General features: G+C 71.7%; 11 protein-coding genes and 1 pseudogene. 4 read left to right on the forward strand and 8 right to left on the reverse strand.

The genetic code is table 11. The annotated features are described in order from the left end of the window. The first annotated feature begins 107 nt into the window (after positions 1-107). Both metG and C6N75_RS05690 read left to right on the forward strand, forming a co-directional pair. Positions 108-1,715 carry a methionine--tRNA ligase gene (metG, locus tag C6N75_RS05685; RefSeq protein WP_105867738.1) on the forward strand — a complete coding sequence of 536 codons (1,608 nt, stop codon included), beginning with the start codon at positions 108-110 and terminating at the stop codon, positions 1,713-1,715. Positions 1,716-1,932: 217 nt separating this feature from the next. Further along, entirely contained in the window at positions 1,933-2,481 is a 549-nt protein-coding gene (locus C6N75_RS05690; protein WP_105867739.1) for a CchlQ, read from the forward strand. Between the two features lie 78 nt (positions 2,482-2,559). Here C6N75_RS05690 and aspS read toward each other — a convergent pair whose 3' ends face one another. Beyond that, positions 2,560-4,326, reverse strand: coding sequence for an aspartate--tRNA ligase (aspS, locus tag C6N75_RS05695; RefSeq protein WP_105867740.1), 1,767 nt, complete (start codon positions 4,324-4,326; stop codon positions 2,560-2,562). A gap of 202 nt (positions 4,327-4,528) precedes the next feature. Here aspS and C6N75_RS05700 point away from each other — a divergent pair, with 202 nt between their 5' ends. Beyond that, positions 4,529-6,646, forward strand: a complete 2,118-nt coding sequence (locus tag C6N75_RS05700) for a SpoIIE family protein phosphatase (RefSeq protein WP_105867741.1) — start codon at positions 4,529-4,531, stop codon at positions 6,644-6,646. Positions 6,647-6,659: 13 nt separating this feature from the next. Here C6N75_RS05700 and C6N75_RS05705 read toward each other — a convergent pair whose 3' ends face one another. The 5 genes from C6N75_RS05705 to C6N75_RS05725 form a co-directional block, all read right to left on the reverse strand. Beyond that, complete coding sequence (locus C6N75_RS05705) at positions 6,660-7,247, reverse strand: DinB family protein (protein WP_105867742.1); 588 nt, start codon at positions 7,245-7,247, stop codon at positions 6,660-6,662. A 92-nt stretch (positions 7,248-7,339) separates the two neighbouring features. Beyond that, complete coding sequence (locus C6N75_RS05710) at positions 7,340-7,696, reverse strand: VOC family protein (protein ID WP_105867743.1); 357 nt, start codon at positions 7,694-7,696, stop codon at positions 7,340-7,342. A gap of 142 nt (positions 7,697-7,838) precedes the next feature. After that, a complete protein-coding gene (locus C6N75_RS05715; protein ID WP_105867744.1) occupies positions 7,839-8,828 on the reverse strand; it encodes a pirin family protein in 990 nt (329 codons plus the stop codon). Between the two features lie 149 nt (positions 8,829-8,977). After that, positions 8,978-9,421: an SseB family protein gene (locus tag C6N75_RS05720; RefSeq protein ID WP_105867745.1), complete on the reverse strand. Its 444-nt coding sequence runs from the start codon at positions 9,419-9,421 to the stop codon at positions 8,978-8,980. A gap of 203 nt (positions 9,422-9,624) precedes the next feature. Next, positions 9,625-10,449 (reverse strand): PhzF family phenazine biosynthesis protein, encoded by an 825-nt coding sequence (locus tag C6N75_RS05725; protein ID WP_105867748.1) that lies wholly within the window; start codon positions 10,447-10,449, stop codon positions 9,625-9,627. Between the two features lie 221 nt (positions 10,450-10,670). Here C6N75_RS05725 and C6N75_RS05730 point away from each other — a divergent pair, with 221 nt between their 5' ends. Further along, complete coding sequence (locus C6N75_RS05730; protein ID WP_105867746.1) at positions 10,671-12,497, forward strand: acyl-CoA dehydrogenase; 1,827 nt, start codon at positions 10,671-10,673, stop codon at positions 12,495-12,497. A gap of 112 nt (positions 12,498-12,609) precedes the next feature. Here C6N75_RS05730 and C6N75_RS30085 read toward each other — a convergent pair whose 3' ends face one another. Both C6N75_RS30085 and C6N75_RS05740 read right to left on the reverse strand, forming a co-directional pair. Further along, positions 12,610-12,903, reverse strand: a complete 294-nt coding sequence (locus tag C6N75_RS30085; protein WP_146132492.1) for a hypothetical protein — start codon at positions 12,901-12,903, stop codon at positions 12,610-12,612. Between the two features lie 322 nt (positions 12,904-13,225). Beyond that, positions 13,226-13,378: pseudogene (locus tag C6N75_RS05740) on the reverse strand (M18 family aminopeptidase); the annotation flags it as partial. Between the last annotated feature and the right edge of the window lie 96 nt (positions 13,379-13,474).

The following is a 13,474-nucleotide window of genomic DNA, read 5'->3' on the forward strand; positions in this document are numbered from 1 at the left end:
GTAGTAGATGGGGGTCGTGACGTAGAACGCCTTCGCCCCCGGCTCTGCCCTTCCGCTCCCTGAAACGGATGTGAGAGGGCTCGGCGCCGACGGCTAGGATTTCCGGCATGGCGGCCACTGGAACCGAGAAGCCGGGGGCGAAGGCGTTCTACGTCACGACCCCCATCTACTACGTCAACGACGCTCCTCACCTGGGCCACGCCTATACGACCGTCGCAGGCGACGTGCTCACCCGCTGGCACCGCCAGCGCGGTGAGAAGGTGTGGTACCTCACCGGCACGGACGAGCACGGTCAGAAGATCATGCGCACCGCCGAGGCCAACGGGGTCAGCCCGCAGGAGTGGTGCGACAAGCTCGTCGAGGAGGCGTGGAAGCCCCTCTGGGAGCACCTGGAGATCGCGAACGACGACTTCATCCGGACGACCGAGAAGCGGCACACCGACCGGGTGCAGGAGTTCGTGCAGGACCTGTACGACAAGGGCGAGATCTACAAGGGCGGGTACGAGGGCCCGTACTGCGTGGGTTGCGAAGAGTACAAGCTCCCCGGGGACCTCATCGAGGCCGAGGACGGGACCAAGCTGTGCCCGATCCACAAGCGGCCGGTGGAGATCCTCAAGGAGGAGAACTACTTCTTCAAGCTGAGCGAGTACGGCCCGAAGCTGCTGGAGTTCTACGAGGCCAACCCCGGCTTCATCCAGCCCGAGTCGGCTCGCAACGAGGTGGTCAACTTCGTCCGGCAGGGCCTTCAGGACCTGTCGATCTCCCGCTCGACCTTCGACTGGGGCGTCCCGGTGCCGTGGGACGAGAAGCACGTCATCTACGTCTGGGTGGACGCGCTCCTCAACTACGCCACGGCCGTGGGCTACGGCGCGAACCAGGAGAAGTTCGAGACGACCTTCCCGGCGGACGTGCACCTGGTCGGCAAGGACATCCTGCGCTTCCACGCGATCATCTGGCCGGCGATGCTGATGGCGCAGGGGCTGCCGGTGCCCGGCCGGGTCGCGGCGAACGGCTGGCTGATGGTCGGCGGCGAGAAGATGTCGAAGTCCAACCTGACCGGCATCAAGCCGCAGGACCTGACCTCGCACTTCGGCGTGGACGCCTACCGCTGGTACTTCCTGCGGGCGATCGCCTTCGGCCAGGACGGGTCGTTCTCCTGGGAGGACTTCACCGCCCGCTACACCTCCGAGCTGGCCAACGACTACGGCAACCTGGCCTCCCGGGTGGCCGCGATGGTCGGCAAGTACTTCGAGGGGCTGCTGCCGGCGGCCGAGGCTCCGGGCGAGGCCGAGCAGGCGGTCCAGGCCGGTCTGGCCACCGCGGTCGCCGAGGCGGACCGGAAGATCGGCGAGGAGCTGGACTTCCAGGGCGGCATCCTGGCGATCTTCGACTTCGTGAAGCAGGTCAACGGCTACATCACGGAGCAGGAGCCGTGGAAGGTGGCCAGGGACGACTCGGCCGAGGGCCGGGCGAAGCTGGCGGCCATCCTCTACACGGCCGCCGAGTCGCTGCGCGCGGTCGCGGTGCTGCTCAACGCGGTGATGCCGGGCACTTCCGGCAAGCTGTGGGACTCGCTGGGCGCGGAGCCCGCGCTGGGCCCGCTGGCCGACCAGACCATCGAGTCCGCCGGCGCCTGGGGGCTCCTGCCGTCCGGCGTCACCGTCACCAAGGGCGCGATCCTCTTCCCTCGCCTGGAAGAGCCCAAGAAGGACTGACCGTCCGCGCTCCCAGCCCTAGGGCCCCGCTTCCGGGAGGAAGCGGGGCCCTACGGCTGTCGTGCCGCCGTCGTGCCGCTGCCGCTGTCGTGCCGTTTCCGTACACCGTCGTACGCCGTCGTGCCGCTGCCGTACGCCGTCGTACCGCTGTCGTGCGGCCGGGAGCGGGCGTAGAGTCCGGGCCGGACGCTCGTGATCACCCTGGGGAGGGGCGGGCATGGACTGGGGGACGCTGGTGGCGACGGTCAGCGGTGGGTCGCTGGCGGTCGTGGGCACCGTGCTCGCCGACCGGCTGCGCGGTCGCCGGGAGGACGACCGGGGGGACGGCGAGCGGCGGCGGGCCGTCTACATCGAGTTCATCACCGCCGCTGAGGCGTGCCACTCGCGGCTCCGGCGGATCGCCCAGGACGGCCGGCCGGGCCCGGACGGCGACCGGCAGGCCCAGACGCGGGCGGCGCTGACCGAGGCGGGGGTGTACGAGGCGCGGGAGCGGCTGTTCATCGAGGCGAGCACGGCGGTGGCGCGCGCCGGGCAGTCCCTGTTCGAGCGCCTGCGGGACCTCCAGCGCGCCGTCGGGGCGGGCGCGGGCGCGGCGTCCCCCGCCTTCCATGACGCCCACCACCCCTACATCGGCGCGGTCTGGGCCTATCGCGTCGCGGTCCGCGGGGAGCTGGAGGGCCGCTCGCTGACGCCGGACGCCTTCGGCTGGCAGCGCTGGGACGGCCGCGACCGCTGCGCCCTGTGCGAGGCGGGCGGCGCCGCCTGAGCGGTCGGGCCCACGGCCGAGGCCCCCGCACCCGGCGGTGTCCGGGGGAGGGGGCCTCGGGGCGGCGGTCGGGCCGGGCTACTTGTCGGCGACCGGCTTGCGGAGCTGGATGTTGAGCTCGCGCAGGCGCGACTCGTCCAGCTCCGTGGGGGCGCCCATCATGAGGTCCTGGGCGTTGCCGTTGAGGGGGAAGGCGATGGTCTCGCGGATGTTGGGCTCGTCGGCCAGGAGCATCACGATGCGGTCCACGCCGGGGGCGATGCCGCCGTGCGGGGGGGCGCCGAAGCGGAAGGCGCGGAGCATGCCGGCGAACTCGTGCTCGACGGTGTCGCGGTCGTAGCCGGCGATCTCGAACGCCTTGATCATGATCTCGGGCTCGTGGTTCCGGATCGCGCCCGAGGACAGCTCGACGCCGTTGCAGACGATGTCGTACTGCCAGGCGAGGATGGAGAGCGGGTCCTGGTTCTCCAGGGCGTCGGCGCCGCCCTGGGGCATCGAGAAGGGGTTGTGCGAGAAGTCGATCTTCCCGGTCTCCTCGTCCTTCTCGTACATCGGGAAGTCGACGATCCAGCAGAAGCGGAAGACGCCGTCCTCGAAGTGGCCGGCGCGCTTGGCGGCCTCGACGCGGACCGCGCCCATGATCTTGGAGACCTCGTCGTACTCGCCCGCGCCGAAGAAGACGGCGTGGCCGGCGGCCAGGCCAAGGCGCTCGGTGAGGACCTTGACGTCGTCCTCGGTGAGGAACTTGGCGATCGGGCCGGTGAGGCCGCCGTCCTCGCCGACGCGCACCCAGGCCAGGCCCTTGGCGCCCTGCTCGACGGCGTAGTCGCCGAGGCCGTCGAAGAACTTGCGGGGCTGGCCGGCGGTGTCCGGCACCGGCAGAGCGCGCACGTGCTTGCCGGCGAACGCCTTGAACTCCGAGCCCTCGAAGACGTCGGTGATGTCGACCAGTTCGAGCCGGGCGCGCAGGTCCGGCTTGTCGGAGCCGTACTTGTCCATCGCCTCGCGGAACGGGATGCGGGGAAAGGGGGAGGTGACGTGCCGCCCGCCGCCGAACTCCTCGAACAGCTCCGTCATCAGCTTCTCGATCGGCTGGAAGACGTCTTCCTGCTCGACGAAGCTCATCTCGACGTCGAGCTGGTAGAACTCGCCCGGCGAGCGGTCGGCACGGGCGTCCTCGTCGCGGAAGCAGGGCGCGATCTGGAAGTAGCGGTCGAAGCCGGAGACCATCAGGAGCTGCTTGAACTGCTGCGGCGCCTGGGGCAGGGCGTAGAACTTGCCCGGGTTGAGGCGGGAGGGGACGACGAAGTCGCGCGCGCCCTCGGGGGAGGTGGCGGTGAGGATCGGGGTCGCCATCTCGTTGAAGCCGAGGGCCACCATCTTGGAGCGGATGGCGGCGATGACGGCCGAGCGCAGCATGATGTTGCGGTGCATGCGCTCGCGGCGCAGGTCGAGGAAGCGGTACTCCAGGCGCCGCTCCTCGTTGACGCCGTCGTCGGCGTTGATGGTGAACGGGATCTGCTGGGCGGCGCCGAGCACCTCGACCTCGCCGGCCTCGATCTCGATCTCGCCGGTGGGCAGCTCGGGGTTGACGTTGTCCGCGCCGCGCGAGACGACCTTGCCGTCCACCCGGACGACCGTCTCCTTGGTCAGCTTGTCCAGCACCTCGGCCGCGGCGGTGCCGGGGCGGGCGACGAGCTGCGTGATGCCGTAGTGGTCGCGCAGATCGATGAAGAGGATGCCGCCCAGGTCGCGCCGATTGTGCAGCCAGCCGCTCAGCCGGACGTCGGTGCCGACGTCAGAGGCGCGGAGCTCGCCGCAGGTGTGGGACCTGTACCGATGCATCGTCGTTCATCCAGTCTTCGGGGTTCACATGACAGGTTCGCGCTCGGACGTACTCTCGCGCTTGGACGTACTCGCGCGTTGACATACTCGCGTGGCCCGTCAAGGTTACCGGTCGTCGCAAGATCGCTTTCCGGAGCCGCCGAGGACTTCCGAAGGCGGAGGCCGGTGGCGACGGGGCGGGCCCGCTTCTTAAAGTGGGGCAATGCGCACCGAGGACGTCCTGGCCGCCACCGTGACCGGCCTGTGGCGGTGGGACAACGCGTCCGGGATCGTCACCCTGGACGCCGAGGCGGCCCGGCTGCTGGGGCTGCCCGCCGAGGAGGTCACCCTCAGCGAGGCGGCGGTGCGCTCCCGTTTCCACCCGGTGGACTGGAACGAGATCGACGGGGTGGTGCAGCTCGCGGTCGCCGAGGACACCCTCGCCGAGGCCCGGCTGCGGATCGTGGACAGCAGCGGACGGGTGCTGCGGACCGTGCGCAGCCGCTCCAAGCCGTACGTCAAGGGCGGCGACTTCGAGCTGGTCGGGATGTTGCAGGAGGTCGCCGACGCCCAGCCGGGCTCCGCCGCGCGCACCCCGATCACCGGCGACTGGCGGCGTTCGCGCGAGGCGTTCCTGCTGGACGCGGGGAGGGCGCTGGCGGAGGCGCGCTCCACGTCCGAGGTGCTGCGGGTGGCGGCCTCGCTGTCGATGCCCGGCTTCTCCCCGGACGGGCTCGCGGTCTTCGGGGTGCAGGGCGACCGGATGACGGTGATCGGCCACCACGGGCACAGCGTCGGGGACGACGGCCCGTTCACCGAGATGCCGCTGGACATCGACTATCCGGCGGCCGAGGTCATCCGCACCGGTCGGGCGATCTACCTGCCGACGCCCGAGGAGTACAAGGCGCGCTTCCCGGCGACCTGGCCGCTGGCGGAGCCGTTCGGCCGGGAGTCCTGGGCGTTTCTGCCGCTGACCGTGGCGGGGCGGACCATGGGCGCCTGGATGGCGGCGTTCGCCTACCGGGTGGGCTTCTCGCCGGACGAGCGGTCGGTGCTGACGACGGTGGCCCGGATGCTGGCGCAGGCGCTGGCCCGGGCCGGGGTGGCCGAGTCCGAGCGGGAGCTGTCGCTGGGCCTCCAGCGGGCCATGATGCCGGTGCTCGGTCCCGCCATCCCCGGCATGGAGGTGGCCGCCCGGTACGTGCCGACCGGCGGCGGGCTCCAGGTCGGCGGCGACTGGTACGACATGATCCAGCTCCCCGGCGGCCGGGTGGCGCTGGTCATCGGCGATGTGCAGGGCCACGACGTGCGAGCCGCCGGGCTGATGGGCCAGTTGCGGATCGCGCTGCGCGCGTACGCCTCGGAGGGCCACAGCCCGGACGCGGTGCTCTCCCGCGCCTCCCGCTTCCTGCACGGGATCACCGAGGGCGGGATCGCCGACGGGGCCGGCGGGAGCGGTGGCAGCGGCGGGGACGGCTTCCCGCGGTTCGCGACCTGCCTGTATCTGGAGGTGGATCCGGCGACCGGGACCCTGGACATCGCCCGCGCCGGGCACCCGGACCCGGCGATCCGGATGGTGGACGGCACGGTGCTTCAGCACCCCACCGCCGGCGGGCTGCCGCTGGGTATCATCCCGGACGCCGACTACCCGACCACTCGGCTCACCCTCCAGCCCGGCGAGACGCTGATGATCTGCACGGACGGGCTGCTGGAGACCGGCGGCCACGACCTGGAGAGCGGCTGGACCCGCATCCGGGCGCTGATGGAGGCCCACGACTCGGCCGCCGGGACGCTGGAGACGCTGGCGGACGTGCTGATCGAGGCGGTGCACGGGCCCGGCTCGCACTACACCACCGGCCGGCTCGCGGACCGCCGGGAGGACGACATCGCGGTGCTGCTGCTGTCCCGGACGGGAGACCCGACCCGGCAGGCGCCGTCGACCCGGCGCAGCGTGATGACGGTGGCGCAGGCCGAGCCAGAGCGGATCGCGGCGGCCCGCCGCCATGTGCGCGAGCTGCTGCACGACTGGGCGGAGGCCGAGCAGATCGACTCGGCGGTGCTGATGGTCTCGGAGATGGTCACCAATGTGCTGGTGCACACCGACGGCGACGCCCTGCTGGTCGCCGAGGCCGTCGGCGACCAGGGCCGGCGGCGGCTGCGCATCGAGGTCGCCGACACCAGCGACGAGCTGCCGCACCGCCGCCGCCCGGGGGAGATGGCCTCCTCGGGCCGCGGACTGGTGCTGATGGAGATGCTCGCCCATGAATGGGGCGTCGACCCGCGCGGCGCGGGCAAGTCGATCTGGTTCGCGCTGTACGAGGATCGGGCGGCCGCCCTCTAGCCGCCCGGCCCGCTCAGGTGGAGGTGCTGCCGTCGAGGGCCTCGCGCAGGATGTCGGCGTGGCCGGCGTGCTGGGAGGTCTCCTCGATGACGTGCATCAGCACCCGGCGGACGGTCCAGGACCCGCCGGGCTCCTCCTCCCAGGGCGCCTCGGGCAGCGTGTGGGACGCCGACAGGTCGGGGAGGGCGGCGACGATGCCGGCGGTACGGGCGGCGGTCTCCTCGTAGCGCCGCAGCACCTCCGCAAGGGTCTCGCCGGGCGCCATCCGGAACGCCGCCTGGTGCTCGATCATCCACTGCGGGTACTCGCGGGCGGTCCCGGAGGTGATGTCGGCCCAGGTGACGCCCGCGGGCAGGGCGTAGTCGATGTTCTTGCCGCCCTCGGTGGCGAAGGTCAGCCAGCGGCCCTCGACGCGGGTGACGTGCTTGACCAGCCCGCCCAGACACAGGCTGCTGACCGTGGGGCTCTGCCCGGCCTGCTCGTCGGTCAGCCCCCGCACGGTGTTGACGAGCGCGGCGCGGGCGGCGGCCAGCGCGTCGAGCAGGTCGGTCCGCTCTCCGTCCAGTGGAGTGCCGGTGGCGGGGGTGGTGGCGTCGGTCATGGCGATCGCGTCCCTTCGGGCGTGTCCGGGTGGGTACGGAACCACGATCACAGGCATATAGGACAGCGCGTGTCCGCCACTCGGGGCGGACCTCAGAGGTGGCTCAGCACGTTCACCACCCGGCCGCCGGGGTCGCGGACGAAGAAGCGGCGGACGCCCCACTCCTCGTCGGTCAGCGGATGCACGATCTCCGCGCCACTCGCCCGCACCGCCGCGTAGAGGGTGTCCACGTCGTCCACCTCGACGCTCAGGTCGGGGGAGACGGGAGCGGTCTTGTCGGTGGTCATGAAGGTGAGCTGGGCGGTGGGCGCGCCGGGCGGGGCCAGCGTCATCACCCAGCCGAGGTTCATCACCTCCTCGAAGCCCAGCAGGCCGTAGAAGACCCGGTTGTCCTCGGCGGTCTCGGCGTCCTCGGAACGCACGTTGGGCACGACACGGCGTACGGCCATCACTGCCTCCACTCGTCAGCCGGGCGGCTGTTTCACGTGAAACATCCGGCTCCACCATGTTTCACGTGAAACATGGTGGAGCCGGATGCCCGCGCCGGCACCTCGCCCGTGCCGGGGACGCCTGCGGACGTGATCGGCCGGGTCAGCCCAGGCCGTTATCGCCCAGGCCGTTCTCGCGCATGCCGTGGACGGCCGGGACGCGGCCGAGGCGGCCGGACTGGAAGTCGTCGAAGGCCTGGCGCAGTTCGGCCTGGGTGTTCATGACGAACGGGCCGTAGTGAGCCATCGGCTCGCGGATCGGCTGCCCGCCGAGCAGCACGATCTCCAGGTCGGGGGTGTTGCCGTCCTGGGTGTCGTCGGCGCGGACGGTGAGCGCGCCGCCCTCGCCGAAGACGGCGGTCTGCCCCATGGCGAGGGGACGGCGCTCGGCGCCGACCGAGCCCCGCCCGGCCAGGACGTAGGCGAGGGCGTTGAAGTCGGCCCGCCAGGGCAGGGTGATCTCCGCGCCGGGGCGCAGGGTGGCGTGGACCATGGTGATCGGGGTGTGGGTGATGCCCGGCCCCTCGTGCCCGTCCAGCTCCCCGGCGATCACCCGCAGCAGCGCGCCGCCGTCGGCGGAGGTGAGCAGCCGGACCTGGCCGCCGCGGATGTCCTGGTAGCGGGGGTCCTTCATCTTGTCCTTGGCGGGCAGGTTCACCCAGAGCTGGAGGCCGTGGAAGAGGCCGCCGGACATGACGAGGGACTCCGGCGGGGCCTCGATGTGCAGCAGACCGGACCCGGCGGTCATCCACTGGGTGTCGCCGTTGGTGATGGTGCCTCCGCCGCCGTTGCTGTCCTGGTGGACGAAGGTGCCGTCGATCAGGTAGGTGACGGTCTCGAAGCCGCGATGCGGGTGCCAGGGCGTGCCCTTGGGCTCCCCGGGCGCGTACTCCACCTCGCCCATCTGGTCCATCATGATGAACGGGTCCAGGTGCCGGTAGGCGATGCCCGCGAACGCCCGGCGGACCGGGAAGCCCTCCCCCTCGAAGCCGCTCGGCGCGGTGGTCACGGTGAGCACGGGACGGGCGGGCGCGTCGGAGGCGGCGGCGACGCGCGGCAGGGTCAGCGGGTTCTCGACGGTGACGGCAGGCATGACGGGACCTCCTTGGGGGGCCGCCGGGGGGATGCCTCGGCGACGTCGTACCCTCAGAATAGTTGAACGATGAACTTCTTGCCACCCGGAACGCGAAGAGCCCGGTGGGCATTCCCACCGGGCTCGGTCGCGAAGGAGGCCGCGCGGACTCAGCCGTACATCCGCCGCATGGCGAAGTCGACCATCTCCTCGACCGCCTTGGCGTCGAAGACGATCCGGTGGTCGCCCTCCATGTCGAGCACGAAGCCGTACCCGGTGGGCAGCAGGTCGATCACCTCGGCGCCGGTGATCACGAAGTACTTGGACTCCTTGCCGGCGTACCGGCGCAGCTCCTTCAGCGAGGTGAACATCGGGATCACCGGCTGCTGGGTGCTGTGCAGGGCGAGGAAGCCGGGGTTGTCGCCGCGTGGGCAGTAGACCTTGGAGGTGGCGAAGATCTGCTGGAAGTCCTCCGGGGTCAGCGACCCCGTGGTGAACGCCCGTACCGCGTCGGCGAGCGACGGCGGCGACGGCTCCGGATACAGCGGCGGCTGCTGCGCGTACCCCTGCTGGGGCGGGGCGTAGGCGCCCTGTGTCTGCTCGTACCCGTACATGCGGACAAGCCTATCGGCCGGTACGGGGCGGCAGGCGGTGGCTTTCGGCCACCGCGACCGGCTCGATCCCGCAGGCCGCCGCCCTTCCCGGCGACCTCGGCCGCCGCCCTTTCTGGCGACCTCGGCCGCCGCCCCTCCCGGTGACCTCGACGCGGCCGCCGCCGTCGGTGCTGTCCGGTGCGACCCTGCGCGCGGCCGCCGGGTCAGACGTGGAGGTCCCCGGTGAGGATGGTGACGGCGTGGCCGGTGAGGTGGACGCGGTCGGCGTGCAGGGCGGTGCGGACCAGGCCGGTGCGGGCGGACAGTTGGCGGCCGGTGAGGGCGCCCCGGCCGAGGCGGGCGGACCAGTAGGGGGCGAGCGCGGTGTGGGCGCTGCCGGTGACCGGGTCCTCCGCGATCCCCTCGGCGGGGGAGAAGAAGCGGGAGACGAAGTCGTGTCCCTGGTCGGCGCGGGCGGGCGGGGCGGTGAGGATGACGCCGCGCAGGGCCTCGCGGCGGGTCAGCCCGGCCATGGCGGGCAGGTCGGGGGCCGCGTCCCGGACGGCGGCCTCGTCGGGCAGGACGGCGAGCAGGTCGCCGAGGGCGCCGGTGCGGTAGGTCGCCTCGGGGGTGAGGCCGAGGACGTCGGCCAGGCCGGCGGGGACGGGGGTCTCGGTGACCGGGGCGGCCGGGAAGTCCAGGGTGATGGCGCCGTCCTTGTCCGCGCGGGCGAGGAGGCCGCCGCTGTGCCGACTGCGGAAGCGGACCGCTCCGGCCAGTCCGCGTTCGGTGCGCAGGGCGTGGGTGGTGGCCAAAGTGGCATGGCCGCAGAGGTTGGTCTCGACGAGCGGGGTGAACCAGCGGATCTCCCAGTCGGCGTCGGGGGTGGCGGCAGGGAGGGCGAAGGCGGACTCGGAGAAGTTCAGCTCGGCCGCGACCCGCTGCATCCAGGGATCGTCGGGCCAGTCGCCGGCGGGCAGCAGGCAGACGCCCGCCGGGTTTCCGGCGAAGGGGCGGTCGGTGAAGGCGTCGATCACGTGGAATCGCATGAACGGCACGGTAGCGAGGGTGATCGGTCCACGGACAAGGCCAATCCGAGATGAGTGGACCTTGTCGGAGCGGGGCGCTCCGACCGCCGCCGCGGGACGGATCGGCCGATAGGGGTTGCTCTTATTACCGACGGGTAGCATCATCGTAGCTACTGCCTGGTACGTGGACAGCGTGTACGAGGCGTCGAAACCGCCTCCCCGAGCCTTACGGAGCCTTCGCCATGGGGCACTACAAGTCGAATCTGCGCGACATCGAGTTCAACCTCTTCGAGGTCCTCGGCCGCGACAAGGTGTACGGCACCGGTCCGTTCGAGGAGATGGACGTCGAGACCGCCAAGAGCGTCCTGGACGAGCTGACGCGCCTCGCGGCGAACGACTTCGCCGAGTCGTTCGCCGACGCCGACCGCAACCCGCCGGTCTTCGACCCCGAGACGAACACCGCCCCGGTCCCGGCCTCGTTCCGCCGGTCCTACCAGGCGTTCATGGACTCCGAGTACTGGCGGCTCGGGCTGCCCGAGGAGATCGGCGGCACCACCGCCCCGCGCTCGCTGATCTGGGCGTACGCGGAGCTGATCCTCGGCTCCAACCCGGCGATCTGGATGTACTCCTCCGGCCCCGCCTTCGCGGGCATCCTCTTCGAGGAGGGCAACGAGGCGCAGAAGAAGATCGCGTCCGTGGCCGTGGAGCGGCAGTGGGGTTCCACCATGGTGCTGACCGAGCCGGACGCCGGCTCGGACGTCGGCGCGGGCCGCACCAAGGCCGTGCAGCAGGAGGACGGCTCCTGGCACATCGAGGGCGTGAAGCGGTTCATCACGTCCGGCGAGCACGACATGTCGGAGAACATCCTCCACTACGTGCTGGCCCGCCCCGAGGGCGCCGGCCCCGGCACCAAGGGCCTGTCGCTGTTCCTCGTGCCGAAGTACCACTTCGACTGGGAGACCGGCGAGCTGGGCGAGCGCAACGGCGTCTACGCCACCAACGTCGAGCACAAGATGGGCCTCAAGGCCTCGAACACCTGCGAGATGACCTTCGGCGACCGCCACCCCGCCAAGGGCTGGCTGATCGGCGACAAGCACGACGGCATCCGCCAGATGTTCCGCATCATCGAGTTCGCCCGGATGATGGTCGGCACGAAGGCCATCGCCACCCTCTCCACGGGCTACCTCAACGCCCTGGAGTACGCCAAGGAGCGCGTGCAGGGCCCCGACCTGGCGAACTTCATGGACAAGACCGCGCCCAAGGTCACCATCACGCACCACCCGGACGTGCGCCGCTCGCTGATGACGCAGAAGGCGTACGCGGAGGGCATGCGCGCCCTCGTCCTCTACACGGCCACCGTGCAGGACGAGATCGCCGCGAAGGAGTCCGCCGGCGAGGACGTGAAGGCGCTCAACGGCCTCAACGACCTGCTGCTGCCGATCGTCAAGGGATACGGCTCCGAGAAGTCCTACGAGCAGCTCGCCCAGTCGCTCCAGACCTTCGGCGGCTCCGGGTACCTCCAGGAGTACCCGATCGAGCAGTACATCCGGGACGCCAAGATCGACACCCTCTACGAGGGCACCACGGCCATCCAGGGCCAGGACTTCTTCTTCCGGAAGATCGTCCGCGACCAGGGCGCCTCGCTGAACGCGCTGGCCGAGGAGATCAAGAAGTTCCTCGCGGTCGGCACCGGCGGCGAGGAGCTGGCCCCGGCCCGGGACGCGCTCGCCAAGGCGGCGGTGGACCTGGAGGCGATCGTCGGCCGGATGCTCACCGACCTCACCGCCACCGGCGAGGACGTGAAGAACATCTACAAGGTCGGCCTGAACACCTCCCGGCTGCTGCTGGCCTCCGGTGACGTGGTCGTCGGCTACCTGCTGCTGCGGGGCGCGGCCGTCGCCGCCGAGAAGCTCGAGACCGCGTCCGCCAAGGACCGCGCCTTCTACCAGGGCAAGATCGCGGCGGCGAAGTTCTTCGCGGCCAACGTGCTGCCGAACGTCTCGACGGAGCGGCTGATCGCCGAGTCGGTCGACAACTCGCTGATGGAGCTGGACGAGGCGGCCTTCTGACCCGAGCGGTCAGCCGAGGCGGCTGAGGCAGGCAGGTGTTCGGCCGCGGCCCGTTCCCGGGAGATCCCGGGGGCGGGCCGCGGTCGTGTCCGGCGCTTGCCGAGGCCGCGGCTCAGGCGGCGGCCGGCGCCGGGCCCGCGGCGGCCGGCGGCGGCGAGACCGAGGCCAGGGCGGCGACGGTGGCCGCGAGGAGGTCGCCGAGCAGCACCGGGTCGCGGTCGCCGGAGGCGGCGGGGGCCGCGCCGGACGGGCACGCCGGCGCGGACGGCCGCACCGCCGACCGCCGCGACGGCCGCACGGGCCGGGGCGCGGGCGCCCGTGCGGCGGACGGCTCGCGCGGTGCGGGCGTCCTGGCCGGCTGCTGTGTCCTGGCCGGCTGCTGAGTCCTGGTCGGCTGGGCGGTCATGGTGGCCTCCGATCGGTCGGTGGGCCGGGTGGTCGCCGCCGGGTGGCGGGCCCCCGGTCGCACCTGCGGGCCGAACGTCGTGCGCTGTTCTGTCCGATGGTGGCAGGCACCACTGACAACGCCCCGGCGGCGGCGAGCCACCGGGGCGCGAACAGCCGGTGAAGACCGGCGGAACGCCCGGGCGCGGAACCCTTGGGAGGCGGGCCCGGGCCGCCCGTAGGCTGGGCCTCATGACCAGCTCTGCGCCCCGCTTCGACCGCGGCCACACCGATGACCTCATGTCCTACCTGGCCGAGTCGCCCTCGCCGTACCACGCCGTCGCGAACGCCGCGGTCTCCTCCAGCCGCCGGAAACCGGCCTTCTCCAACCGGTCCGCGGCGTTCGCGACGGCGTGGTACGGCGAGGGCGACTCGGCCAGGTAGGACATGAGGTCATCGGTGTGGCCGCGGTCGAAGCGGGGCGCAGAGCTGGTCATGAGGCCCAGCCTACGGGCGGCCCGGGCCCGCCTCCCAAGGGTTCCGCGCCCGGGCCGTCCGCCGGGCCTGTCTCTTATACCCATCTGACGCGTGGG

Origin of the sequence: Streptomyces solincola (assembly GCF_002982015.1) — a bacterium.
GTDB lineage: Bacteria > Actinomycetota > Actinomycetes > Streptomycetales > Streptomycetaceae > Streptomyces > Streptomyces solincola.

Bases quoted from the DNA above. Each gene is read 5' to 3' on its own strand.
- C6N75_RS05725 (WP_105867748.1), bottom strand. From the start codon at position 10,449: ATGCGATTCCACGTGATCGACGCCTTCACCGACCGCCCCTTCGCCGGA.
- C6N75_RS05690 (WP_105867739.1), top strand. From the start codon at position 1,933: ATGGACTGGGGGACGCTGGTGGCGACGGTCAGCGGTGGGTCGCTGGCG.
- C6N75_RS05730 (WP_105867746.1), top strand. From the start codon at position 10,671: ATGGGGCACTACAAGTCGAATCTGCGCGACATCGAGTTCAACCTCTTC.
- C6N75_RS05720 (WP_105867745.1), bottom strand. From the start codon at position 9,421: ATGTACGGGTACGAGCAGACACAGGGCGCCTACGCCCCGCCCCAGCAG.
- C6N75_RS05705 (WP_105867742.1), bottom strand. From the start codon at position 7,247: ATGACCGACGCCACCACCCCCGCCACCGGCACTCCACTGGACGGAGAG.
- C6N75_RS05700 (WP_105867741.1), top strand. From the start codon at position 4,529: ATGCGCACCGAGGACGTCCTGGCCGCCACCGTGACCGGCCTGTGGCGG.
- C6N75_RS05710 (WP_105867743.1), bottom strand. From the start codon at position 7,696: ATGGCCGTACGCCGTGTCGTGCCCAACGTGCGTTCCGAGGACGCCGAG.
- C6N75_RS05715 (WP_105867744.1), bottom strand. From the start codon at position 8,828: ATGCCTGCCGTCACCGTCGAGAACCCGCTGACCCTGCCGCGCGTCGCC.
- C6N75_RS30085 (WP_146132492.1), bottom strand. From the start codon at position 12,903: ATGACCGCCCAGCCGACCAGGACTCAGCAGCCGGCCAGGACACAGCAG.
- metG (WP_105867738.1), top strand. From the start codon at position 108: ATGGCGGCCACTGGAACCGAGAAGCCGGGGGCGAAGGCGTTCTACGTC.
- aspS (WP_105867740.1), bottom strand. From the start codon at position 4,326: ATGCATCGGTACAGGTCCCACACCTGCGGCGAGCTCCGCGCCTCTGAC.